The 24,803-nt window shown below is 74.7% G+C and carries 18 protein-coding genes and 1 pseudogene; 14 read left to right on the top strand and 5 right to left on the bottom strand.

The window, feature by feature from the left end:
- The first annotated feature begins 130 nt into the window (after positions 1–130).
- The gene (locus tag ACF9IK_RS08540) at positions 131–364 is read left to right on the top strand and encodes a hypothetical protein (protein ID WP_395293643.1); all 234 of its coding nucleotides are present in this window, start codon (positions 131–133) and stop codon (positions 362–364) included.
- Positions 365–640: 276 nt separating this feature from the next.
- On the opposite strand, the gene ACF9IK_RS08535 is transcribed toward ACF9IK_RS08540, so the two are convergent.
- Together ACF9IK_RS08535 and ACF9IK_RS08530 are read right to left on the bottom strand one after the other, a co-directional pair.
- Positions 641–964, bottom strand: coding sequence for a putative quinol monooxygenase (locus ACF9IK_RS08535; protein ID WP_395293642.1), 324 nt, complete (start codon positions 962–964; stop codon positions 641–643).
- A 2-nt stretch (positions 965–966) separates the two neighbouring features.
- Positions 967–1,353: a VOC family protein gene (locus tag ACF9IK_RS08530; protein ID WP_319365530.1), complete on the bottom strand. Its 387-nt coding sequence runs from the start codon at positions 1,351–1,353 to the stop codon at positions 967–969.
- Positions 1,354–1,416: 63 nt separating this feature from the next.
- Here ACF9IK_RS08530 and ACF9IK_RS08525 point away from each other — a divergent pair, with 63 nt between their 5' ends.
- The 7 genes and pseudogenes from ACF9IK_RS08525 to ACF9IK_RS08495 all read left to right on the top strand — a co-directional run bounded on the left by ACF9IK_RS08525 (position 1,417) and on the right by ACF9IK_RS08495 (position 9,835).
- The gene (locus tag ACF9IK_RS08525) at positions 1,417–2,400 is read left to right on the top strand and encodes a helix-turn-helix transcriptional regulator (protein WP_395293641.1); all 984 of its coding nucleotides are present in this window, start codon (positions 1,417–1,419) and stop codon (positions 2,398–2,400) included.
- A gap of 161 nt (positions 2,401–2,561) precedes the next feature.
- Positions 2,562–3,308, top strand: a complete 747-nt coding sequence (locus ACF9IK_RS08520) for a site-specific recombinase (RefSeq protein WP_395293640.1) — start codon at positions 2,562–2,564, stop codon at positions 3,306–3,308.
- A 197-nt stretch (positions 3,309–3,505) separates the two neighbouring features.
- Entirely contained in the window at positions 3,506–3,634 is a 129-nt protein-coding gene (locus tag ACF9IK_RS08515) for a hypothetical protein (RefSeq protein ID WP_395293639.1), read from the top strand.
- Between the two features lie 114 nt (positions 3,635–3,748).
- Positions 3,749–4,222 (top strand): annotated as a pseudogene (locus ACF9IK_RS08510) (hypothetical protein); the annotation flags it as partial.
- Positions 4,223–4,849: 627 nt separating this feature from the next.
- Positions 4,850–7,507, top strand: coding sequence for a class III lanthionine synthetase LanKC (lanKC, locus tag ACF9IK_RS08505; protein WP_395293638.1), 2,658 nt, complete (start codon positions 4,850–4,852; stop codon positions 7,505–7,507).
- A 98-nt stretch (positions 7,508–7,605) separates the two neighbouring features.
- On the top strand, positions 7,606–7,743 hold the full coding sequence (locus tag ACF9IK_RS08500; protein WP_395293637.1) for a SapB/AmfS family lanthipeptide: 138 nt from the start codon (positions 7,606–7,608) through the stop codon (positions 7,741–7,743).
- Between the two features lie 319 nt (positions 7,744–8,062).
- Positions 8,063–9,835, top strand: coding sequence for an ABC transporter ATP-binding protein (locus ACF9IK_RS08495; RefSeq protein WP_395293636.1), 1,773 nt, complete (start codon positions 8,063–8,065; stop codon positions 9,833–9,835).
- 157 nt (positions 9,836–9,992) lie between these two features.
- Here ACF9IK_RS08495 and ACF9IK_RS08490 read toward each other — a convergent pair whose 3' ends face one another.
- The 3 genes from ACF9IK_RS08490 to fhuB form a co-directional block, all read right to left on the bottom strand.
- Complete coding sequence (locus tag ACF9IK_RS08490; protein WP_395293635.1) at positions 9,993–10,325, bottom strand: hypothetical protein; 333 nt, start codon at positions 10,323–10,325, stop codon at positions 9,993–9,995.
- 78 nt (positions 10,326–10,403) lie between these two features.
- A complete protein-coding gene (fes, locus tag ACF9IK_RS08485) occupies positions 10,404–11,669 on the bottom strand; it encodes an enterochelin esterase (protein ID WP_395293634.1) in 1,266 nt (421 codons plus the stop codon).
- A 30-nt stretch (positions 11,670–11,699) separates the two neighbouring features.
- The gene (gene fhuB, locus ACF9IK_RS08480; RefSeq protein WP_395293633.1) at positions 11,700–14,000 is read right to left on the bottom strand and encodes a Fe(3+)-hydroxamate ABC transporter permease FhuB; all 2,301 of its coding nucleotides are present in this window, start codon (positions 13,998–14,000) and stop codon (positions 11,700–11,702) included.
- Positions 14,001–14,108: 108 nt separating this feature from the next.
- On the opposite strand from fhuB, the gene ACF9IK_RS08475 reads away from it, so the two are divergent.
- The 6 genes from ACF9IK_RS08475 to ACF9IK_RS08450 all read left to right on the top strand — a co-directional run bounded on the left by ACF9IK_RS08475 (position 14,109) and on the right by ACF9IK_RS08450 (position 24,801).
- Positions 14,109–15,128: an ABC transporter substrate-binding protein gene (locus ACF9IK_RS08475; RefSeq protein WP_395293632.1), complete on the top strand. Its 1,020-nt coding sequence runs from the start codon at positions 14,109–14,111 to the stop codon at positions 15,126–15,128.
- Between the two features lie 45 nt (positions 15,129–15,173).
- A complete protein-coding gene (locus ACF9IK_RS08470) occupies positions 15,174–15,968 on the top strand; it encodes an ABC transporter ATP-binding protein (protein ID WP_395293631.1) in 795 nt (264 codons plus the stop codon).
- Positions 15,969–16,063: 95 nt separating this feature from the next.
- Entirely contained in the window at positions 16,064–17,275 is a 1,212-nt protein-coding gene (locus ACF9IK_RS08465) for a PQQ-dependent sugar dehydrogenase (RefSeq protein WP_395293630.1), read from the top strand.
- 259 nt (positions 17,276–17,534) lie between these two features.
- A complete protein-coding gene (locus ACF9IK_RS08460) occupies positions 17,535–18,398 on the top strand; it encodes a DUF4132 domain-containing protein (RefSeq protein ID WP_395293629.1) in 864 nt (287 codons plus the stop codon).
- Entirely contained in the window at positions 18,395–23,620 is a 5,226-nt protein-coding gene (locus ACF9IK_RS08455) for a hypothetical protein (protein ID WP_395293628.1), read from the top strand. The genes ACF9IK_RS08460 and ACF9IK_RS08455 overlap by 4 nt, the downstream gene beginning before the upstream one ends.
- Positions 23,617–24,801, top strand: coding sequence for an ATP-binding protein (locus tag ACF9IK_RS08450; protein ID WP_395293627.1), 1,185 nt, complete (start codon positions 23,617–23,619; stop codon positions 24,799–24,801). The genes ACF9IK_RS08455 and ACF9IK_RS08450 overlap by 4 nt, the downstream gene beginning before the upstream one ends.
- The last annotated feature ends 2 nt before the right edge of the window (positions 24,802–24,803 follow it).

Below are 24,803 nucleotides of genomic sequence, written 5' to 3'. Positions count from 1 at the left end.
ATGGTGAACCTAGTACCAGCTGCGGATCTCGATCCTGGCCTGTGGGCGGACGGCATCTCGGGTCGGCGGGTCGGCTTCCGCCGGCCGCCGACAGGTAGACGGGGCCCGGTGGAACAGGCGCCATGCCCGGGTGAGCATCGTCATCAAGTTCTTCGCGGCAGCGGACGCCGAAGCTGCCGCTGCTGTCGCGCAGGGTGGTCCCGACGCGGTCTTCGGGTCCCTGACCTTCGGCAACTTCGATGTCGAAGAGGCTCTGATCGAGTGGGAGGGCATCTTCACCGGTCGGAGCTTGGGGTGCCGGAAGGAATGCTGTCACCAGCCGCAAACGGCGCTGATCTTGCGAGGGTGTCACTCGTGTAGGTGAGTCCGAGGCTGTTCGGCTGCGGTGGGTGAAGCTCTGCGGGGGCGATCGGCGATCGCGGCCCGTACTTCGCTGGACCTGGATGAACTCGTCGAGCACTGGACGCTGTTGAAGGACGAGCAGGCGCTCGTGTCCGGCAAGCGTGGTCATCCACCGTGCCGGGCCCGAGGGCCGCCGATGGCCGGGCCGCGCGACCCGCCGTGGAGACTGCATGACCCCGCGCCGCCCGTAGGCGGGGGCCCCGGGTGGGCCCCGTGCCTACGGGCGGTGGCTTGTTCGTCAGGGCTGGTCGCCGGTCGGGAGACTCACCCCGCCCAGGACGGTGAGGTCCGTGCGGTGCGGCGCGGTCGACAACAGCGCAAGGACGTCTTCGGGGGCGGGACCGTTGGCGGGCGACGGAGTGGCGAGGGCTGCCTGCGCACTGGCGTCGTCCCGCCAGACTTCGGTGACATGCACCGTGTCCGGATCGGCCGTGTCCTGGCTGATCAGGTAGATCTCACAGCCTGGGAAGCCGTGCAGCCTCTCCGCCACCCGCAGCAGGACAGCGGCGAGTTCGCCGCCTCTGCCTGCGTGCGCTGTCATGGTCATCAGTCTGCCGATCATGCTCAGACCAGCGTGGTGATGCAGAACGGGTGACCTGCAGGATCCAGCAAGACCCGCCACCGGTCGGGTTCCGGCTGGACCGCCGGCTCGACGGCACCCTGGGCGAGCAGCCATGCCTGGGCGGCATCCAAGTCATCCACGCCCAGTTCAATGTGGGCCTGCTTCTCCTGGGAGGGGTCAGGCCAGGTGGGGCGTCGGTAGTCGGCCAGGCGGTTGAACCCCAGTCCGGCCGAGCCCTCCTGGCCGAGCAGGATGAAGTCGTCAGTGGAGTAGGCGATGGGCAGTCCAAGGGCGTCGCCATAGAAGCGGGCCAGTTCGGCGGGGTCCGGGCAGTCGAAAGTGATGGCCGAGTAGCGGATCGCGGGTGCGGATGTCTTTCCAGTGCTCATGAGGCAGACGCTATGACGGGACCAGGACAGTTTCAGTCCTGGTCATGCGGGACACTTCACGATGTGATCAGCACTTCGGCCCGCCTGCTGCGACTTGTCTCACTGCTGTCCGCTCGGCCCTCGTGGACCTGCGGTGAGCTGGCCGACCAGATGGCGGTCACCGAGCGCACGGTGCGCCGGGACGTCGCCAGGCTCCGGGAACTCGGCTACGGAGTCGAGTCCGACCCCGGGCCCTGGGGCGGCTACCGCCTCAGGGCCGGAAACCGAGTCCCGCCACTGATCCTCGATGACGAAGAGGCACTCGCCGTGGCCGTCGGGCTGCGTGAGGCAGCACTCAGCGGCGTTCTCGGCGGTGACCAGGCCGCGCTGTCCGCGCTGCTGAAACTGCGCCAGGTCCTTCCACCACGGATCGCGGACCGACTTGGCGAGATGGATGCCGCCTTCGTGCACACCCCCAGGCCCGACGAGCCGCAGATCGCGCCGGGCATGCTGCTGGAACTGGCCACCGCGTGCCGCCGGGGCGAGCGCACCCACCTGTCGTACCGCGACAGGGAAGGAAGGGCCACCGCCCGGGAGGCCGACCCGTACCGTCTCGTGTACACAGGACGCCGTTGGTACTTCGTGGCCCGGGATGTGACGCGGGGCGAGTGGCGGACGTTCCGGGCGGACCGGGTGGTGCACATACGGCCAACCGGGCATGCTGTGGAACTCCTCGACCCGCCCGACCCGGTACTGCTCGTCTCCCGGTCCATTGCATCCGGCACCTACCCGCTCCATGTGACCGTCCGTCTCCCGTTGCCCATGGACCGAGCGCTGCGGCTGGTCCCGCCGACGGTCGGTACCCACCGCCAGGACGGCCCCGACGCCACCATCGTCGACATCGGCGGCCCCGACGCGGACGGGCTCGCCAGATACCTGCTCAGCCTCGCTACCCCACTACAGGTCCTGTCCCCGGACGATGTACGGGAAGCACTGCTGCGCCGTACCCGGGACCTGGTCGCAGCCAACGAAGTGCCGTCAATGGATGGCGACCTCAGTGACCGGTAGGCCGGGCGCGAGGGGCGACGGTACAGCGATCGGCGATAGCAGCGATTCCGCTTCGAGGTCCGCCTATCAGGCTTCCGGCGCGCCTGACCGCCCGCCAGGGCGAGGACGACCCAGTACTGCCCGAGACGCTGGCGGAACTGACGGCGGCGCGGGCGGACGAGATGGACGCCGACACCGTCAACCGGGAACTGCCCATCGCAGGCAAGGCGATCGGCTGGTGGCAGCGCCAAGGCCGGATCGTCGGCGACCCGACGATCGGCGTCGAGCGGCGGCCAGCACCGCCCGACCGCACCAAGGCCCTCGCCGAGAAGCAGATCGCCGCCCTGTGGCGCCTGGACGTCGGGCTCAGGGAGAAGACGTTCTGGAAGCTTCTCTACGAAAGCGCCGCACGAGCAGACGAGGTGCTGTGCCTGAACGTGGAAGGCCTGTACCCGCAGGACAAACGCGGGAAGATCACCGCCAAGGGCGGCGCGACCGAGTGGAATCATTGGCAGTCCGGCACCGCCCGGCGACTGCCCCGCCTCATCGCCCGCCGCACCCGCGGCCCGCTGTTCCTCACCGACCGCAAGGCTCCCGCCGGAGCGCCAACGCTCGACGTCTGCCCGGAGACGAGCCGGGCCCGGCTGTCCTACCGCCGGGCCGAGGAGATCTTCGAGGAGAACACCCGGCTGCTGGCCAACCCGATCGCCTCACCCGAGGACATCGAGAACCTGGACGGCTTCACGCTGCGCCGGCTCCGCCACAGTGCCCTCACCCGCGACGCCGAGGACGGCACCTCGACCCCGATGCTGCTCGCGCGCTCCCGCCACGCCTCCGTCCGCTTCCTGGAGCGATACGCGCGGCCCGGCGTCGACTCGGTTGCCCGACACGTCGCCGAACGCGACCCCGCCGCACGTCGGCGTGCGTGACCCTCGCCGTTTGCGGCTGGTGACAGCATTCTTACCAGCACCCCAGCTTTGAGGAGGTCCTCGACGACGATGTTCCCGAGACCGTTGTCGACCCGGACGACCGCGAGGGTCCGCTCGTCCTCGCCGTCTCCGGCACCCTTGGAGATGCCCTGTGCACTGCCGTCGAGCACCGGCTCGCTGAAGTCGGCCGGCCGTGGGTGGCCGAGCGGGCGGCAGGCGGCGAGGTCTTCGACCCCGAGATCGCCGTCTGGATCCTGAGCGGCTTGGCCGACCCGGCCCGTGCCGTCCACGAGGGAGACGAGAACCCGTCCTGCTGGGTGGCGTAGCAGGGGCACGGCCACCGCCGATCATCGTCGGTTGTGTGGACAGGCGAAGACCAGCCGATGGCCGTGGGCCACGGCGCGGACCCTGCCCGGTGGCAGCCGGTGTTCGACGACCTGATGGCGAGGGTGGCGAGGCGGTTCGCCCGGGTCGAGCCGCGTCGCAGCGAACGGGCCTTCGTGCCGGGCCTGCTGGCAGAGTTGCCGCGGAAGAACTGCTGGACGATCGCGGAGCATGCCGGTGACGGCAGTCCGGCCGGTATGCAGCACCTGCTCAGCCGCACGTCCTGGGACGCCGACGGAGTCCGCGACGACATGCGGGACTTCGTGGTCGAGCACCTCGGCAACCAGGTCGCCGTCCACCTCGTCCACTCCGCCCCGGTCGGGCGCGCCGCCCGCGCGGGCGTCTTCACGGCCGGCATGCCGGCCCACTGCCGCCCGAAGACCGCATGGCAGCGACTCTCGGCCGGAGACGGCGCCAAAGGTCACCGCTTCTGCGACTGGGCCCAAGTAGAGATCGACAGCCCGGCGAGCAGCACCGGTCACCGGTCGTCACTCATTCGACGCGGCCGTCTCCGCGGGCATCGCGTGTTTCCCGGTGGCGCGGGGTGTTCCCGGACCCGCGGTGCGGCGATCAGAAACGAATAATTCGCCTTCGGGGAATGGTCGCGTAATAGAACAGAAATACGGTGCAAGGTATTCCGTTCGTGGATTCTGGTGGATTCCGGGTGTCCCGGCAGGTGAACGCAGGGGGGCGGAATCCCCCCCTCCGCCGGGCGCGCGCCGGAGCCCGCCACGGGGGTGTCGATTCGGCCGCCGCTTCTCGCTGCGGACCGAGCCCTCGGCATCTGTGCAGGTGGGGGCCGATTCCTCCGGCCCCGCCGGCCGAATCGGAGTGATCGCCCCGGGCGGCTCGTGGGCGTTGTAGCGGTCCGTCCGCGCCATGCGGTGGCGCACCGTCCTGCGCCCGGCTCGTGGGCCGGCCCGGAGCGCGATCCGGTGCGCGGAATCGTTCCGTCGTGTGGAAAGTGCGCCGTTGCAGGGGGAACCTTTGTGGCTCCACTATTCAGATGGTCGCATCGCCATACGGCACTTCCACACCATGGCTTCCGACCGGCACTTCCGCGTCGCCGGGCGCGACAGACTCCGGCTCTCCGGCATCACCAGCTCCACCCGCCGTCCCGCCTGTGCAGGTCCCTGCACGCACCGAGGAGGGTTCCGTTGGACAACCGGTACGAGGCCTACGCCTACGCCGACCCGCTCTTCTACGACTCGCCCCGGCGCTGGGGAGCGCACGACGAGTTCGCCGCCGTCACCCGGCCGCTGCCCGACGGCTGGGAGCGCAGCGAGCTGGAGATGTGGTCCGTGGTGCGTCCCGCCGGCGTCCGGATCCCCGACCAGGGCTGGAAGATCCACGTCTCCTCGTGCACCGAGACCGCGGAGGAGGTGCTGGAGACCGTCCACTCCTACTGCCTGCGCGAGCGCGTCACCTTCAAGTTCCTGCGCGGTCTGCCGATCCTCCAGGTGCAGAACTCCAAGTACGCGCCGCGCGGCTCCAGCGGGAAGTTCTGCACGCTCTACCCGGTGGACGACGCGGAACTGGAGCGGTGTCTGCACGGGCTCGGCCGACTGCTGGCCGGCCGCAAGGGCCCCTACATTCTCAGCGACCTGCGCTGGGCCGACGGGCCGCTCTACCTCCGGTACGGCGGCTTCGCCGAGCGCTACTGCCGCAATGAGCAGGGGGAGCGGGTGCTTGCCCTCACCGGGCCCGACGGGCGGCTCGTCCCGGACGTCCGCGGTGCCGGCTTCGCCGTCCCGCCCTGGGCGCCCGTCCCGGACTGCATAGCCCCGGCCGTGGCCGAGCGCGCGGCCCCGCAGGACACCGGACTGCCGTACACGGTCGAGCGCGTCCTGCACTTCTCCAACGCCGGCGGCGTCTACCTGGCCCGCGACGGCGCGGACCGGCCGCCCGTGGTGCTGAAGGAGGCCCGCCCGTTCGCCGGCCTGGACCAGCGCGGCGTCGACGCGGTGACCCGGCTGCGCAACGAGCACGGCATCCTCGCCCGCCTGGCCGGTGTGCCCGGCGTGCCCGCCGAGCACGGACTGCTGACCGCCTGGGAGCACGAGTTCCTGGTCCAGGAGTACGTCGAGGGGCAGTCCCTCAGCGAGTGGCTGACGGCCCGCTACCCGTTGGTCCACCCCGGCGCCGACGAGGAGGCCGTCGCCGAGTACACCCGCGACGCCCTCGCGATCGTCGAGCAGGTGGAACGGGCTCTGGCGGGGATCCACGCCCGCGGCGTGGTCTTCGGCGACCTCCACCCGCGCAACCTGATCATCCGACCGGACGGTGAGCTCAGCCTCATCGACTTCGAACTCGCCAGCACCCTGGACGACTTCCTCCGGCCCGCGCTGGGAGCCGCCGGATTCACCGCGCCGCTCGGCTACACCGGGGCGGACATCGACCGGTACGGGCTGGCGGCGATCCGCCTCTGGCTCTTCTTCCCGCTGGCCCAGCTGACCGCCCTCGACCCGGGCAAGGCCGGGCAGCTCGCGGACGCCGTCGAACACCGCTTCCCGGTCCCGGCCGGCTACACCGACGACATCCGCCGCTACCTGGGCTCCGCACCCTCCGACGGCCGCAGGCCCCGCCCCGAACTCGACCTGGGCCGCGCCGAGACCATGGCGCTGCTGGAGGCGCCGGTCGCCGACTGGCCGGCGATCCGGGACTCGCTCGCCGCCGGCATCGCCGCGGCCGCCACCCCCGACCGGACCGACCGGCTCTTCCCGGGCGACATCGCCCAGTTCACCCACGGCGGACTCGGCCTGGCACACGGCGCGGCCGGTGTGCTCTACGCCCTGCACGCCACCGGAGCCGCCGTCGACCCCGGCCACGTCCGCTGGCTGGCCGGTGCCGCCCGCGGCCGCACCCTCCCGGCCGGCCTCTACCACGGCGGCCACGGCGTGGCCTACGTCCTGGACCTGCTGGGCGAGCACGAGCCGGCGGTGGAGCTCCTGCACCGGCTCACCACGTCCGCGGCCGCGGGGGCCGAACCGGGGCCGGGGCTGGCCGCCGGGGGTCCCGGCATCGCCCTCGCACTGCTCCACTTCGCCGTCGCCACCCGCGACGACCGGCTGCTGGAGGAGGCGCTCACCCAGGCCAGGTCCGCCGCCGGGGCGTGGGAGAAGGCGGGGAACAGCGACCCCCGGCGCCGCGCCGGGCTGCTGGCCGGCGCCTCGGGCGCCGCGCTCGCCCTGGTCCGGCTGCACGAGCACACCGGGGACCACACCCTGCTGGACCAGGCCGAGACCCTGCTGGAGCTGGACCTCGAACGGTGCGTCAGGGTCGGCGACGGGACGCTCCAGGTGGTCGACGGCCGCCGGGTCCTGCCCTACATCGAGACCGGCAGCGCGGGCATCGGACTGGCGCTGGACGCGCTGCTCGCCCACCGGCCGGACTCCGCCCTGGCGGACCGGGAGGCGCCGATCCGGCGCGCCGGCGAGCCCGAGTTCTTCATCCAGCCCGGTCTGTTCAACGGGAGGGCCGGACTGATCGGCTACCTCGCGCTCACCCGGCGCCGCGCCGGGGGCGTCGCCCCGCCCGGCATCGGCGGTCCTGCGGCGGGCCGCCCGGGCACGGGGGCGGTGGACGGAGCGGCGCTGCTGGACCGGCAGCGCGCCCTGCTGGCCCTGCACCAGATCCCCTACCGGGGGTGGCTGGCCTTCCCCGGCGACCAGTTGCTGAGGCTCTCGACCGACCTCGCCACCGGCTCCGCCGGAGTCCTGCTGGCACTGGGCACGGCCCTCGCGGGCACCCCCTTCCTCCCGTTCACCGGGGCGCCCGGCACCGCGCCGCCGCGCTCGCGCCCCGACCCCCGCTGACGGGCCGTCCGGCCCGTCCGACCCGGGCGCGACTGCCGCGCCCCCAGGCTCCCGGCCGCCCGGCCGGGTGATGTCACCGCACAGTGAAGGAGAACGTCATGGCGATCCTCGACCTCCAGACCATGGAGCTGCCCGAGACCGAGGCGGCCCCGATCGACGACACCCTCGCGAGCACCAGCTCGCTGAGCGTGGTCAACTGCGGCACCAGCACGGTCAGCACGATCCTCTGCCTCTGATCCGTACCCCCGCCCGCAGGGCGGGGTAGCACGGCGAGGCCGGCCCGGTGTTCCGGGCACCTGGCCGGTCACCGGGCCGCAGCGGTCTCCGCTGCGGCCCGGTCCGTGGTCGGCGGGGGTTCCGGGGCGGTGCCCGCCGGGAGTCCCGGGAGTCCTCCGCCGCGCCGCCCGCCCGCCCGTCCGTGTCCGCCCGCCCGTGCAAGCCCGTCCCCGCCGGTCCGTCCCCGCCGGTCCGTCCGCTCCGATCGGCCGCCCGACCGGCCCGGCCGCCCCACCGACCGGCCGCGGCGTCACCCAGGCCCCAGCAGAGAGGCAACCCGTGGCCGACCAGCCCCCCAACGCCGAGATCCCCGTGCCGTCCCCGGTCCGGCTGCGCCGTGAACTCGCCGCCCAGCCCGTCCGGCTCGTCGTCGCCCTGCTGCTCGCCGTGGCCGCCACCGCCGCCGGACTCGCGCTCCCGCTGCTGGTGCGGAAGATCGTCGGCGACTTCTCCGCCCACCGCTCACTCGCCCCCGGCTTGCTGATGATGGCCGGTGCCGCCGTCGGCGGGGCACTGGCCCAGGCCCTCTCGGGCTTCCAACTCGCCCGGATCGGCGAGCGGATGACCTACCGCCTGCGGGTCGGCATCATGGCGCACGCGCTGCGGCTGCCGCTGCCCGTGGTGCGGGCCCGCGGCGCCGGCGACCTCGCCGCCCGGGTCACCTCCGACGCGCAGCTGCTGCGGCAGGTGGTCGAGGTGGCGACCCAGCTGCCGCTCGCCGCGCTCAGCGTCGTCGCGACCCTCGGCGTGATGGTGTGGATCGACTGGGTGCTCACCGCCGTCACCGTGGCCGCGCTCGCCGTGCTGACCGTCCTGGTGCTGCTGATCACGCGTCGGATGAGGTCCAACGTGAGCGGACAGCAGGACGCGGTGGGGCGGATCGCCCAGCGCTTCACGGCCAACCTCGAAGCGCTCACCACCATCAAGGCGTACCGGGCCGAACCGGTGGCCGACCGGGCCCTGGCCGGGGACGCCGAGGAACTGCGCGCGGTCTCCCTGACCGGGGCCCGCCTCGGCGCGCTGGTGCCGGCGGTGCTGACGCTCGGCAACCAGTTCGCGATGATCGCGGTGATCCTCACCGGCGGGGCCCGGATGGCGGCCGGCGATCTGGAGGTGGCGGCCTTCGCGGCGTTCATGCTCTACCTGCTCCAGACCGTGCCGTCGGTGAACATGCTGGCCACCGGCTTCGGACGGCTCCAGGCCGGGCTGGCGGCGCGGGACCGCTGCAACGAACTGCTCGCCCTGCCGCTGGAGGCCGACCCGGACGACGCCCACCGGACCGCCCCCGCCCCGGCACCGGACGCCCCGGCCGTGGTCTTCCGCTCCGTCACCTACACCCACGGCGGGTCGGAGGACGCCGCCCTCCGCGCCGTCTCCTTCAGCGTCCCGCGTACCGGACTGACGGCGGTGGTCGGTCCCTCCGGGGCCGGGAAGACCACCGCCCTCTCGCTCATCGGCCGGTTCGTCCGGCCGTCCGCCGGTGTGATCAGCGTCCTCGGCCACGACGTCGGGAGCTGGCCGCTGGGCGCGTTGCGTGCCCGGATGGCCTACGTGGACCAGGCGTTCACTCTGCTGGAGGCCACCGCCCGGGAGAACCTGCAGCTCGGCCGGGTCGGCGCGGCCGCCGACGGCGAGCTGGCCGAGGCGCTGGCCGCCGTCGGCCTGGCCGAGGACGTCGCCCGTCTCCCGCAGGGCCTGGACACCGTGCTGGGCCGCGAGTCGGACCTCTCCGGCGGCCAACGGCAGCGGATGGCGTTGGCCCGGGCGCTGCTCGCCGACGCCGACATCGTCCTGCTGGACGAGCCCACCAGCCAACTGGACGGCCTCAACGAACTGCGGTTCCGCGAGATCGTGGAGCGCCTGGCCCGCCACCGGGCCGTGGTCGTGGTCGCCCACCGGCTCTCCACGGTCCAGCGGGCCGACCACGTGATCATGATGAACCGCGGCACCGTCGTCGACGCCGCCGACCACCCGACCCTGCTGACCCGCTGCCTCCCGTACCGGGAGCTGGTGGCCAGCCAGGCCGGACCGTCACTGCTCGGCGGCCGGTGACGGAACCGGGCTCGGCCGGCGCCGCGTCAGAGCCGCTTCACCAGCCGCCGGTACCCGGGTCCCAGCGGTGCCCGAGGAGCGAGTCGACCGGGGCCGCCGGAGCCCTGCCGGCCTCGGCCTCGGTGCGTGCCGGTCCGCACGCCGTGGCCGGGCGCGGCTACGGCACGGCGATCTGCTCGGTCCGGTTCGCTCCGATCACCTCGATCCCCCTGGTCCCGAGGACGCCGTCCAGCGGCAGGGACACGGTGTACGGGGCGGTGGCGGGGATTCCGATGCCGGGCAGCGAGCCGACGACCTCGATGCCCCAGTGGACCGGCCGCTCGACGTAGACCCGAGGCGACAGTCGGACCGTCATGTTCTGGTAGGGCATGACCCCGTTCACGACGAGGATGAACGTGCCCGGCACGATCCCCGGGACGGCCCGCGCCTCGTCGAAGTCGATGATGCGCACGGACTCCGGCGCCGGCAGATCCGTGTAGTTCTCGACCATGATCGGCCCTTTCGTCGGTGTGGCGTCGCCTGTCGCCCGTCGACGCAGACTAGTTGACGATCGCCCACGAACCACGGGTCAACACGCCCGCACGGCCGGTGTCGGACCGCCGGCGCGGCGTCCGGACCCGCCTTCGCCGCGGCAGGCGCCGGGGGACTGGAGCCCGCGCGCGGGCGAGCCCAGCAGGTGGACCAGGCCGTCGGCCAGCCCGCCGCGCCAACAGGCGTAGTCGTGGCCGCCGTTGAACTCGCGGTACGCGACGTCGTAGCCGCGGGCCACCAGGACGTCCCGCAGGTGGCGGTTCTGCGCCAGCAGCATCCACTCCTGTAGGCCGACCTCGATCCAGAACCGGGCCTCCCGGAGCTGCTCCGCCGCGAACTGCCTGGTCAGCCACTCGCTGCCGGCGTCGAACTCCGTCCCGTCGGGCCACCAGAACGAGCCGGACTGGCAGAGCGCGTTGCCGAACCGGTCCGGCCGGCGGAAGGCGGCGAACGCGGCGGTCAGGCCGCCCGCGCTCTGACCGGCGACCACCGTGCGGTCCGGCGCGAGTGTCGTGCCGTGCTCGGCGGCGGCCCACGGCAGCAGCCGGTCGGCGAGGAGGTCGACGAAGTCGGGGTTGCAGCTCAGGTCCTCCGGGCGGACCGGGCCCATGGTGTGGACGAGCAGGGCGGCGGTGGGCGGGATCACGCCGTCCGCGGCGAGGTTGTCGAGGGTGTCGCCGACGGCCAGCACCTCGCCCCACATCTCGCCGTCCAGTAGCACCAGGACGGGCAGCGGCCCGGCGCCGGCCTCGGCCCCGGCCCCGGCGGGGAGGTGGACGTCCACCCGGCGTCCCGCCACCTCGGCCGCCACCGTCCGGCCGCGCGGTACGTCGGTGCGCCGCCGGGCGTACGGCTGGGCGGGGGCGTCCGGCAGGCTGAGCACCGAGGACGGCCGGCGGCCGTCGCGCGCGGGCAGCTGCGGGCCGCGGGCGAGCGGGTCGGGGCGGGCGCCGTCCAGGACGCGGAGCCAGTCGGCGCGCGCCGTGCCCGGCAGGGCACCCCGCACCGGGTACAGCTGGTACGAGGCCCGGTGGTCGGCGCGCAGCCGGTAGGTGCGGGACCAGCCGCCCGGCCGGCGCCGCATCAGGTGCGGAGCGAGGTCGCCGGCGTGCCGGTCCTTGTCGGTGACGGTGTGGACCAGGGCGAGCACGGCGTCGGCGCGGTCGCCGGCCGGCTCGTCGCGGTGGACGAAGGTGACCAGCCGGTAGGCCGGGTCGTCCGGGTCCGGGTCCACCAGCGGCGCGCCCTCGGCGGCGACGCGGGCCCAGAACTCCTCGTCGGAGGGCGGGAAGTGGCTCTGCACGGTGGTGACTCCTCGGGGATCGGGCGGGGATCAGGCGGGGTCGCTCTTGCGGCCGAGCAGCACCCAGAGCAGGAAGGGGCCGCCGAGCACGGTGGTGACGATGCCGACCGGGATCTCGACGCCGCCGATCAGCACCCGGCCGAGGGTGTCGGCGAGCACGACCAGCACCGCGCCGACCAGTGCGGAGCCGAGCACCGGGACGCGGGCGGGCCCGGCGAGGCGTCCGGCGATCACCGGGGCGGCCAGTGCGACGAAGCCGACCGGGCCGCAGACGCCGACCGCGAGGCCGGCGAGGGCGACGGCCAGCAGCAGGCAGGCGAGCCGCACCCGGCCCGGGTCGACGCCGAGCGAGGACGCCACGTCGTCGTCGAAGCGCAGCACTGCCAGGCGGCGGGCGGCGACCAGTGCGAGCGGGACGAGGACGGCCAGCCCGACCAGGACCGGCGTGGCCACCTCGTAGTCCCGGCCGTTGAGGCTGCCGGAGGTCCAGACGTAGAGCGATCCGGCCGAGTTGAGCGAGCGACGGGCCATCGCCACCTGGATCACCGCCGAGGCGAGGGCCGACATCGCGAGGCCGACGACCAGCACCCGGTAGCCGCGGGCGCCGAGCCCGCCGGAGACCACGGTGACCACGGCGACGGCGGCGAGCGCGCCGAGCGGTCCGGCCCACCAGGCGCCGAACGCGCCCGAGGCGGTGACCGAGATCAGCACGGCGGCGGTCGCGCCGTCGTTGACACCGAGCAGTTCGGGGGTGGCGAGCCGGTTGCGGGCGAGCGTCTGGGTGAGACAGCCGGCCAGTCCGAGCGCGGCGCCGGCGGCGATGCCCGCGACGATCCGGCCGAGCCGGAACTTCTGCACCAGCAGGACGTCGAGACGGTCGCCGTAGCCGAAGACCGCCCGGAAGGTGCGGCCGAGGTCGAGATCGCTCTGGCCGACGTGCGCGGAGACCACCACGGCGGCGAGCAGTGCGCCTGCCAGGCCGAGCACGGCCAGCGCCGAACGGCGGGGGAGCAGCACGGAGAGCACGCCGCGCCGCAGCACCACGTCCGGCCGGGGCGGTCCGGCGGCCCCCTGCCGCCGTCCGGGGGCCGACGCGGTGGGCGCGGTGTCGGTCATCCCGAGAGCGGCCGTCCGCCGGGAGCGGACGATGGCGATCAGGGTTGGCGCGCCGACCAGCGCGACGATCACGGAGACCGGCGCCTCGAACGGGCGGGCCACCACCCGGGCCAGCACATCGGCCCCGGTCAGGGCGGAGGCGCCGACCAGGCCGGCGAGCAGGGTGAGCCGGCCGACCCGCGGTCCGGCGGCGGCCCGCGCGAGGAAGCCGGCCAGCAGGCCGAGGAAGGAGATCGGGCCGGCCAGGGCGACCGCCGACGCGGTGAGCACGGTGACGGCGGTGGCGACCGCCGCCCGGGTGGCGCCGGGCCGGTGGCCCAGGCCCCGGGCGAGGTCGTCTCCGAGTGCGAGGGCGGAGAGCGGGCGGGTGGTCGCCGCGGCCACCAGGAAGCCGACGCCGAGCACCGGGGCGAGCTGGCGCAGCGCAGTCCAGCCCTCCACGCCGGCCAGCGAGCCGAGCACCCAGACCCGGTACCGGTCGTAGGCCTCGGGGGAGTTGACGATCAGCACACCGGTCAGGCCGCCGAAGGTCGCGCCGACGGCGGAGCCGCCGAGCACCAGGCGCATCGGCGAGCCGCCGCCCCGGCCGCCGGAGAAGGCCAGCACGATCCCGCTGGCGAGCACGGCCCCGCCGAAGGCGAAGGCGAGGTAGCCGTAGCTGCTCTGCACGCCGAGGACGGCGATGCCGAGGACGACGCCGAGCGAGGCGCCCGCGTTGACGCCGAGCAGGCCGGTCTCGGCGAGCGGATTGCGGGTGACGGACTGGAGCTGGGCGCCGGCCACCCCGAGCGCGCCGCCGACCAGCAGAGCGGTGAGGGTGCGCGGCAGGCGCAGGTCGCCCACGACCAGGGCGAGTCGGCTGTCGGCGCGGGCGCCGTCGTGGTCGAGCAGGTAGTCGAGGACGCGGGCGGGGCCGACCTCGCCGGCGCCGACGCAGAGCGAGAGCGCGGTGAGCGCGAGCAGGGCGGCGAGGACGCCGCCGACGGTGAGCCAGGCGGCGCGGGGGCCGGTCCGTGGCGTGCCCGGCGCCGGTTCCGGCGGCGCGGACGGGCCGGCACCGCGTGCGTCCGGCGGCGCGGACGGGCCGGCGGCCGGCGCTTCGGGTGGGGAACCCGGCCGGACGGGGGCGGAGCTGCGGGCGTCGGAGGCGGGGCCGGGGGCGGTGTCCGGGCCGGTGCGGGGCGGTTCGGCGGCACCCACTTGCGACAGTGTCATAAGGTAAGGCTAACCTAATGGTCATCGCGGTCCGATGGCCGCCCGGCCCTGCGCCGATTGCCGCGGCCCGGCCCAACTCCCCTGCAACACCCCTGCCCGGAGGCACCCATGTCGACCGCCCAGAGCCCGCTCCACCTCGTCCGCCACCGGGCGGTCCAGGCGCTGGCCGCCACCGGGGCGGTCGCGCTCCTGCTCACCGGCTGCGGTTCGTCCGGCTCCTCCGACAAGGCGTCCTCCGACACGGCCGCCGCGTCCGGCGGTCCGGCCGCGGACGCCGGCGGCAAGCGGACCGTCAAGGACGCCACCGGCAGGGCCGTCGAGATCCCCGCGGAGCCCAAGCGCATCGTCACCCTGACCCAGGAGGACCTGGACGCGGTGCTCGCCCTCGGGCTCAAGCCGGTCGGCATCACCAACGGCCAGGGCCTGGCCGAGCCGCCCGCCTACCTGAAGGACAGGGTCCAGGGCGTCCCGGTGGTCGGCAACCTGCTGCAGCCCGTGATGGACAAGGTGATCGCGGCCAAGCCGGACCTGATCCTGGCCGGCGACATGCAGGACGAGCAGGTGCTCAAGCAGCTGCGCGAGATCACCCCGGCCACGCTGGTCACGATGGCGCCGACCGACGACTGGAAGCTCTCCTTCCGTGGCATCGGAAACGCCGTCAACAAGCTGGACCAGGCGAACAAGGTCGTCGCAGACTACGACGCCAAGGCCGCCAAGGCCGGTGGCGAGCTCGGCGCCAACAAGGGCGCCGCGGTCTCCATCGTCCGCTGGAACCCGACCGGGCCGAGCTGGATGGAGAAGAGGCAGTTCGCCAGCGGCGTCGCGCTGGACATGGGCCTGACCCGACCGAAGGCGCAGGACAAGGACGGCAACGCGCACACCCCGGCGCTCAGCCTGGAGAAGATCAACGAGATCGACGGCGACTGGCTGTTCCTCTCCACCCTCACCGACGACGGCAAGGCCGCGCTGAAGGACGTCCAGTCCAAGCCCGCCTACCAGGAGCTGGGCGCGGTGAAGAACGACCACACCGTCACCGTGGACGGCTCGGTCTGGTCCACCCGCGGCGGCCCGCTCGCCGCCGACGTGGTCATCGGCGACATCGGCAAGGCGCTCGGCGCCAAGTCCTGACCCACGGCCGACCGGAACCCGCTCCAACCGAAGGAGGACGCCGCGATGGAGTTGACGGTCGAAGGGCTGACGGCGGGCTACGGGCCGGGGCGCCCGGTGCTGAACGGGATCGACCTCGCCCTTCCCGCCGGGCGGGTGGTGGCGATCGTCGGCCCGAACGGCTGCGGAAAGTCCACCCTGCTGCGCTCGATCGCCCGGCTCCACCGGCCCGACGCCGGGCGGGTGCTGGTCGGCGGCGAGGACATCTGGCGGCTGCGTCCGCGCCACGCCGCGCACCGGGTCGCCCTGCTCCCGCAGAGCCCGCAGGCGCCCGAGGCGGTCACCGTGGCCGGGCTGGTCCGCTACGGTCGCCACCCGCACCAGGGCCTCTTCCGCCAGTGGTCGGCGAAGGACGAGCGGCTGACCGCCGGGGCGCTGCGCGCCACCGGTGTCGACGCCTTCGCCGACCACCGCCTGGACCGGCTCTCGGGCGGCCAGCGGCAGCGCTGCTGGCTGGCCATGGTGCTCGCACAGGACGCACCGGTGGTCCTGCTCGACGAGCCCACCAGCGCGCTCGACCTCGGCCACGCGGTCGAGGTGCTGGAGCTGGTGCGCGAGGTCGCGGCGGGCGGGCGCACCGTCGTCATGGTGCTGCACGACCTCGCGGCCGCCGCCCGGTACGCGGACCTGGTGGTCGCGATGCGGGACGGCGGGGTCGTCGCGTGGGGCGCGCCGCGCGAGGTGGTGGACGCGCCGCTGGTCCGGGCCCTCTACGACATCGAGAGCGACGTGCTGGCGGCCCCCGGCGACGGCGCGCCGGTGATCGTGCCGCGGGCGGGCGCCCGGGTGGCCGCGGGCTGAGGAGCCGCGGGCGGCCCGGTGCGGCCGACCGGACGCGCCGCGCGGTCGGCTGCCTCACGGGACCGGCGGCGGGTTGCCTCCCCCGTGGCGGGCGGATGTGGTGTCCTGGGTGGCGCCGCATCCGAACCCGCCCTGCTCCGGGAGGCCCACCGGTGCTCCGCCGAACCGCCGTCGTGCTGCTCGCCCTCCTGCTCGGGCCGGTCGCAGCCGCGGGCTGCTCCTCCGCCGTCCCCGGGCCCGGTGCGCCCTCGACGGGTCCGGCCGCCGGATCCGCGTCCGCGTTCGGGTCCGGCGCCCCCTCCGCCGCCGGTGCGACGCCGTCCGTCGCGGTCGGAGCCACCGTCACCGACGGCCTCCGGTCCCCCTGGGGCCTGGCGGTGCTGCCCGAGGGCGACCTGCTGGTCTCCGAGCGGGACGACGGGCGGATCCTCCGGGTCGCGGCCGAGGGCGGGGCCAAGGCCGAGGTCGGCACCGTCCCCGGCGTGGTCCCCGGGGGCGAGGGCGGGCTGCTGGGCCTCGCGCTGTCACCCGGGTACGCGACCGACCACCTGGTCTACGCCTACGTCAGCACCGCGAACGACAACCGCATCGTCCGCTTCCCCTACGACCCGTCGCGACCCGCCGGGCAGCAACTCGGCGAGCCCACAGTCGTCCTGACGGGCATTCCGCACGGCCCTCGGCACAACGGCGGCCGGATCGCCTTCGGCCCGGACGGCATGCTCTACGCGAGCACCGGCGACAGCAGCAACCGCGCCCTCGCGCAGGACCTGAACTCGCTCGGCGGCAAGATCCTCCGGGTCACGCCCGACGGCGCGCCCGCCCCCGGCAACCCGTTCCCGGGATCGCCCGTCTTCTCCTACGGACACCGCAACGTCGAGGGGATCGCTTTCGACTCTCAAGGGAGGCTCTGGGCCTCGGAGTTCGGCGAGGACAACTGGGACGAGCTGAACCTCGTCCGGGCCGGTGGCAACTACGGCTGGCCGGAGGTCGAGGGGATCGGGGACCGCCCGGAGTTCATCGACCCGGTGGTGCGGTGGCGCACCTCCGAGGCTTCCCCGAGCGGCATCGCGTACGCCGACGGCGCCGTCTGGGTCGCCGCGCTGCGCGGTACCAGTCTCTGGCGCGTGCCGCTCGACGGCGACCGTCCGGCCGCCGCACCACAGGAGTTCTTCGACGGCGCCTACGGCCGTCTGCGCACCGTCGTCGCCGACCCGGACGGCACGCTGCTGCTGATGACCGACAACACCGACGGCCGCGGCGACCCCCGCCCCGGCGACGACCGCATCCTCCGCCTCACCGTGTCGTAGCCGTGTCGACCGGCCCGGCTAGGGCTGCGGCCGGGCGCGGGTGGTGAGGGGGCGGGTCTGCCGGGCCTGCCGTACCACCGGGATCGGCGCGCCCCCGTCCGGGACCGGCCGGGCGCGGGTGCCCGCAGTCCGCGATCGTTCACCCGTTCGATGGGTTTGACTTCCCGTCGCCCACCAGCGGCGAACCCGGCGTCCGCGTTGTCAGTGTGTCCCGTTACGTTCCTCCCATCGCAGACCAGCAGCTGGGAGGAGAGCGGCCGTGGCGTGGGTGGAAGCGGGAGCGGGCGGCTATCAAGTCGCGCTCGACGAGGAGGGCAGGGTGGTGTGCCGCAACGCGGCCGGCCGCCGGTTGAAGTCGCTCCCGTCGAAGCTGAACGACGATCCGGTGGTCACCGGTCTGAAGCAGCTCACCGAATGGCTGGCCGCGCACCGGCGGCGCTGCCTGGAGGACGTCGAGCGGTGGATGGTCCGCTCGCTGCCGGTCCCGACCGCCGTGATCACCGCCGTCTGGGCCGACGAGGCCTGGCAGGGGGTTCTGCGCGACCTCGTGGTCACCGGAGCCGACGGTTCGGTCACCGGGTTCCTGCGCGGTGCCGACGCCGAGCGCGGGCTCGGCCTGGTCGACCTCGACGGGGACACCGTCCGCCTCACCGACGGCGAGATCCGGATACCCCACCCCGTCCTCCTGGGCGACCTCGACGAGCTGCGCGAGTTCGCCGTCGAGCTGGGTGTCAGCCAGCAGGTCCAGCAGCTGTACCGGGAGGTCTGGCACCGCCCGGACGGCGCCGGCGCACCGGCCGGCACCCAGGTCACCACCTACGCCGGCGGCCGCTACAACGCGCTGCGCGACCTGCTCGGACGGTGTGCCCGGCTCGGCTACCGGGTGCGCGGCGGCCACGCCGTCCTGCCGGTCGTCGAGGGCGGTGTCCCGCTGGAGGCCCGGGTCTGGGTCGGCGACTACTACGAGTACGACGAGTGCGAGACCGGGGCACTCAGCTGGACCGGCCCGGACGGGAAGGTCCTGCCGCAGGCCGGGGTCGGGCCGGTCGCCTGGTCCGAGGGGATGCGGATGGCCGCCGCGCTGTACGCCGGCCGCACCGTCGAAGGGGAGGAAGCCGCATGAGCACCACCGAACCGAAGGAGCCTCAGGCCGGACGCCCGTCCGCCGGGCCGCCGGCCGAGCGGGCGCAGCCCGCCCACGAGCGGCTGCTGGACGCCGGTGCGGTGCTCCCGGCCGGCACCCTGCCCGACGTCGGGAGGCCCGACAGCGCGGCCGACGTGCTCACCGCCCGGACGTACGCCCACCCGGTGCTCGGCGAGCGCCGCGTCGTGCGGCTGGTGCCCGGTGCGCTCGGCCCCGCCGAGGACCTCGCCGTCGACTTCCTCGGCCTGAAGCCCGCCGAGGAGCCGGCCGAGGTCGGCCAGGTGCGGCAGGAGGCGCTCGGCTTCCCCGCCTGGGCGCTGGTCCACGACCCGGCCAACGGGCACCACGCGCTCGCCCTGGTCAAGGAGATGGAGCGGCTCGCCCGGCAGGCGAAGTCCAAGCCCGGGCAGGCCAAGGACGGCTTCGAGGCGCTCGCCGTGCGCCTCGGCCGGACCGTGCCGCACTTCCTGCCCACCTTCTGCGAGGAGGTCGGCCGGATCTTCCTCGGACAGGGCAACCAGACCTACGCCGGGACGTTCTTCGGCAAGGCCCGTGAGGCCGAGCGCGCCCACGGCCTGACCGTCGACGAGGAGCGGCTGCGCGCGGTCTTCCTGGAGTTCGCGCTGGCCGGGGCCCTCACCGTCAAGGCCCTGCGCCAGTACGTCAGGGAGCTGAGCGGTCGACTCGACCCGCTGACGGCCTGGCAGCGGTTCCGCCAGCTCTGCACCGAGCGCTCGGCAGCGGGCATGGCCCCCTACGCCGGGGTGGCCGAGGACGCGCGCGCGCTGATCAGGGCGGCCGGGCTGGACCGCACCGAGCACGAGCGGGCCCTGCTCGCCGAACTGCTCGCCTCAGCGGCCGTCGACCGGGCGCCCGGAGCGTTCTGGAAGTCCTGGCACGGCGCCGTCGTCGAGCTGGGCCGCAGCGACGAGGCGGTCCGCGCCCGGCTGCTGGAGATCATGCCGGAGCCGGCCGGCACCACCGACCGGACGGCCCAGGACGCCTCCTGGCTCGCCCTCCTCGCCGAGTCCGGGGCCGAGCAGCTGCTCACCGGCCCGTCGGCCGCCGGCGCCGCGGGCGGCACGGCGCCGGCCGCCTGGCTGGAGCGCTGGACGGCCCACATCGGCCGCGGCCGGCACACCGGCGGCTTCAACGGCGAGACCGTCGCCCTGGCCGGTCGGATGGCGGCGCGGCTGCGTGCCGACGGCGTCCCGGTCGACCTCTTCCAGGGCCACGGGGCCGGCACCACGCGGATCGGGTTGCTCGATCTGCTGCTGGCCGAGGGCGTCCCGGTCGCCGATCCGGGCACCGGACTGTCGTTCGAACTGTTCGCGTGGGCCCGCGAGGCCCGGACCGACGGCAGCACCCTCGCCGCGATAGCCGCCGACCCCCGGTTCCGCCCCGCCCTGCGCACCGCGGCCCCGGGCGTCTGGGGGACCGCGGTGGAGAACGGGCTGCCCGCCCTGCCGGTGCTGCGCGAGCTGGTCGTCGAGTGGTCCGACGCGCGGGCGGACGAACTCCTCGCCGTCCGCGGGCTGACGAGCGCCGCCGACCTGCTCCGCGAGCTGCGGCGCAACCGTGCCGCCATCTGCGCCGTGAACCCGGCCGCCGCCGAGCGGATCGCCGGCGTCGACGCGGCCGGGCTGCTCGCGCGCACGCTGCGCGCCGGCATCTTCGACGAACTCGGCTGGCCCGCCCTGGAGGAGGCGCTCGACCGGTTCGGCTCCGAGCCCGGGGACACACCCGACCGCCAGGGCTGGAAGACCCTCCCCGCGGACGTCCTCATCGAAGAGGCGTGGCCGTACCTGATCCTGGCCTGCAACGGAGAGGTCCTCGTGGCAGGTCCGGAGGGCATCGTGCTGGAGCACACCCTGCGCATCCCCGACAAGCTGGAGCGCTGGCAGCGGCCCCGGATCCGCTACGCGGACGGCGAACTGCTGGTCGCCTGGTACATGGAGGGCACGCAGCGCGCCTACTGGTCCGGCCGCCCTGCCGAGGTCTTCGACCTCGGCGGCGAGACCATCGTCGGCTACCACGGCGGCCGTGACGAGCCCGGCGGCCCGTCCCTCGCGCTGCCCGGCGGCGGACGGTCCACCGGCGAGCGCCCGCTGCACGCCGGCGACACCAGGGTGCCCGCCGAGCATCCGGTGATCGGGGACGGTTCCGGCCACTGGACGGTCCGCTACGACCGCAACGGCGGCCACCTGGTCGAGCTGGACCCGGCGACCGGCACCCTCGGCCGCGTCTGCGAACCGCCCCGGATCGCGGCCGGCGCCGCCGCCGGCCGGCTCGACGTGCACCGCACCCGGCTGCTCCCGATGCGGCCCGGTCTGGAGGCCACCCCGCTCGGCACCGACGGCGCCGTCCTCGGCAGCTGGGTCCGGGTCGACGGAGCCCGGGTCACCACCGGGACCGCTGACGGGACAACCCTCGTCCTGGCGGGCACCGGCGGGCAGGCCCTGCGCTACCCGGTCGGCCGGCTGGGGCTGCCCGGCGGCGCCCATCCGCTGGTCTTCGAACAGGCCGGTGGCACCCTCTCCCTTGCCCTGGCCCCTGACGCCGACGGCTCCGGCGCCGACGGCTCCGCCACCGGGACCAGCGACGCCGGGACCACCGACGCCGGGAGCACCGGCCCCCGGATCGCCGACGTCATCGGCGACCTGCGGGTCTGCAGCCCCGGCGGGCCCGGCGCGGCCGGCACCGCGTTCGTCCCGCCGCTGGTCCACTGGCACGCCCTGCGACCGCGCGACGAGGCGGGTTCGCACGCGCTGCGCGCCGTCACCGCCGAGCAGGCGGCCCGCCTGATCGACGCCGCCTGGCCCGTCGACGCCGAGCCCGTGCCCGCGGACGAGCAGCGCTGGCTCACCGTCCAGGGGGTGCGCCGCCTGCTCGCCAACGGGGAGGACAGCCGCGCGAACCTGCCCGCCGAGGCGGTCGGCGCGCTGCTCCCCGCAGTCGGGCACCCACTGCTGCGCGCCGGCGTGGCCGGCTTCGCCCGGGCCGCCGCCGACCTGCTGGAGCAGGCCGGCCGGTTCGCTCCGCAGCCCGAGGCCGAGCCCCGTGCCAAGCCGGGTACCGCCGGCGGAGCCTCGTACGGACCCGAGTACGGTCGTGACCGGCAGCTGCGCGAGGCGGTCGGGATCCTGCTGCCCGGCCTCGGCGGTTTGGGCCGGTCCTGGGAGGACTCCGACTCGTGGCGGGTCGTCAACAACCTGCGCGCCGTCACCGCCGTCCTCGCCGATCCCCCCGCCGTGCCCGAGGGCACCGACGGCTGGGCCGGACCGCTCCGGATCGACCTGCAGGACGACGCGGACCACCACGGGTGGCTCCACCTGCTCGGCCGGCTCGGCACCGTGGCCTACGCGGCCGCCGCCCCGCTCACCGACAGCGCCCAGCGGTCCTCCCTCGCCCTGCTGCTCGACGAGCTGACCAGGGGAGTGCTCGCCGACCGCGGTGCCACCCTGCGCGAGCTCAGCCTCGCCGAACCGCTCACCGGCTCGACCGGCTACCACCGGCACGGGAAGCGGGCCGGCCAGGTGCTGCGCCACGGCGACCGGACCGTCGTGATCCTCGGCTGCAGCCACCACCAGGGCGACCAGGTGCACTGGCTCGCCGTCGACCACGACCCGAGCGGCGTGTTCGGCCCGGTCGCGCACTTCACCACCACCGCGGAGCGCAGCACCGAGGAGCAGATCGACGCCTCCTGGGTGGCCGGGTTCCGGCAGGTGCTCGCCCTGCACGGCGCCATCACCCGGGACGCGGCCCACGCCGCCGACTTCGCCGAGCGCACCGGCATCGGCACCGCTCGCGCCGGCCTGCTGCTCAGCCCGCCCGCCACCCTCTTCGACTGGTACGGCAGCGTGCTCTCCGCCGACCGGCTGAAGGAGTACGGCCTCAAGGCCGGCGAGGCCAAGGCCGCCCGTGACTGGCTGCGCGACCGCGACCGGGACGGCCTCACCGGCGTCTGGACGGCCCTGCTGCCCGCCGACCCGAAGGCCCTGTGGACCGACGGCCCCGACACCGCGGCCGGCGCCGCCTGGTGGACGGCACGGTTCGGACGGCTCGTCACCCTGCCCGAGGAGTCCCTGGCCGCCGTCAGCGGCGTCGACATCGGCCACATCGAGGCCGTGCTCAACCCCGCCCGGGACACCTGGCTCACCCGCACCACCGGCTACCGGTTGCGCGCCGGCGAGGACGGCGGCCAGGTCGGCCTGGCCGCCGACGACCCGGCCGCCCTGCCCGGCAACGACACGCTGCGCGGCTCGGTCGACGCCCTCCGCTGGCTCGCCTACCACCTGCCCGCCGACAGCCCGCTGCGCCCGCTGCTGCCGCAGACCGCCGCCGCGCTGCGCGCCCGCCTCGCCGACCCGGGTCTGCTGCTCGACTACGGACTCCACGGCACCGTCAAGGACGGGAAGCTGGCGCCCGTGCTGCGCAGCCACTTCGGGCTGCCGGAGGAGGGCGGCGCCGACGCCGACGGCCTGGTCCGCTGCGGCGAGGCGCTGGTTCTCGCCCCCGGCCACGGCGGCACCGAGTGCGCCTGGCTGCGCCCGGCCGGTCTCACCGGCGGCGACGACCCGCTGCTGGAGCTGCTCGGCGGACTCGCCCAGAGCTACTGGTTCGACAGCCAGCTCCCCGCCCTGCGCGCCGTCCTCGACGGTGAGCCGGAGCGTCTGGTCGCCCTGCCGGCCGTGCCGCCCGCCGCGGGATCGCAGGCCGTCGGAGAGGCCGCCGCGCCGGGCAGCTGGCTGCAGAACCCGCTGCTCAGCGTCCCCGGCCTGGTCGCCGAGGTGGCCACGGCGCATGCCCTCGGCGAGGACGCGGCCGCGCTCTACCTCCAGCTGCTCGCGCTGCCCGACCCGACCGACCGCAACGTCGCCCGCTGGACGGGCTGGAAGCCGGCCCGGCTGAAGAAGGCCCGGGCCGAACTCGCCGCCGCCGCGGGCCTGGTGCTGGAGGCCAAGCGGGCCCGGGCCGGCCGCGGTCTCTTCCTGCCCGGCGGCTGGCAGGAGGCCAAGGCCCCCGGCCTTCCCGTCGAGACCTGGAAGGCAGGGCTGTACGACCTGCCCACCCGCCACACCGCCCTGCCGCACCTGCCGGTCCCCGAGCTGTTCGCGCGGGCCTGGCAGCGGATCGGCGACGGCGACACCCCCGGATACGAAGAGCTCCAGACCGGCAAGCGCAGGAAGGCCCGCCGATGATCAGCACCACCGAGACCGCGTCCGTGTCCGCGTCCGCCGGCACCGCGGCCACCATCCGGGCGGCGGACCGTCAGACCGTCCCGCCGGAGGAGAAGTACGCCGCCGAACTGGAGTTCCTCGCCGCGCACGACTCCGGCCCCCGTCCGCCGGGCTGGCGGCTCACCCCGCGCGCCGTGGTCACCTTCGTCATGGGCAGCGGTGGCGAGAAGCTCAAGTCGGGGCGGAAGAGCCTGGTCGTCGAGCAGAAGTTCGTCGGCGAGCGGGCGTTGGTGGAGCGCTGCGTCGTCACCCTCGCCGGCGAGCGCGGCCTGCTGCTCGTCGGCGAGCCCGGCACCGCCAAGTCGATGCTCTCCGAACTGCTCGCCGCCGCGGTCTGCGGCACCAGCGCGCTCACCGTCCAGGGCACCGCCGGGACCACCGAGGACCAGCTCAAGTACGGGTGGAACTACGCCCTGCTGCTGGCCAAGGGTCCGAGCCGGGAGGCCCTGGTGCCCTCGCCGGTGCTCACCGCGATGACCACCGGGGCGGTCGCCCGCGTCGAGGAGGTCACCCGCTGCCTGCCCGAGGTGCAGGACGCCCTGGTCTCGCTGCTCTCCGAACGGCGCATCGCCGTCCCGGAGCTGGCCGGCACCCCGGACGGCCAGCTGCACGCGGCGGCGGGCTTCACCCTGATCGCCACGGCCAACCTGCGGGACAAGGGCGTCAGCGAGATGTCCGCCGCGCTCAAGCGCCGGTTCAACTTCGAGACGGTCGGCCCGATCGGCAGCCTCGCGGCCGAGGTCGAGCTGGTCCGCCGCCAGTCCACCGCCGCGGTCGCCCGGGCCGGGGCCCCGTTCGGGGTGGACGACGCGGTGCTGGAGGCCCTGGTCACGGCTTTCCGGGACCTGCGTACCGGCCGCTCCACCGAGGGCTGGGACGTCGAGCGCCCGTCCACCGTGATGAGCACCGCCGAGGCGGTCTCGGTGGCCACCGCCCTCGGTGTCTCCGCCGCCTATCTGCCCGACGGCGGCGACGTGCTCGGCCGGCTGCCCGGTCAGCTGATCGGCGTCGTCCGCAAGGACGACCCGGCGGACGCCGCCCGCCTGCTCGGGTACTGGGACGGCCCGGTCCGCCGCCGCGCCGAGCAGGGCGCCGCGACCTGGCGCACCCTGTGGGACCTCCGCTCGGCCCTGGAGGCGTGACG

Source organism: Kitasatospora hibisci, assembly GCF_043950205.1.
Classification (GTDB): domain Bacteria; phylum Actinomycetota; class Actinomycetes; order Streptomycetales; family Streptomycetaceae; genus Kitasatospora; species Kitasatospora hibisci.
This window is presented reverse-complemented; position numbering and strand designations above follow the sequence as displayed.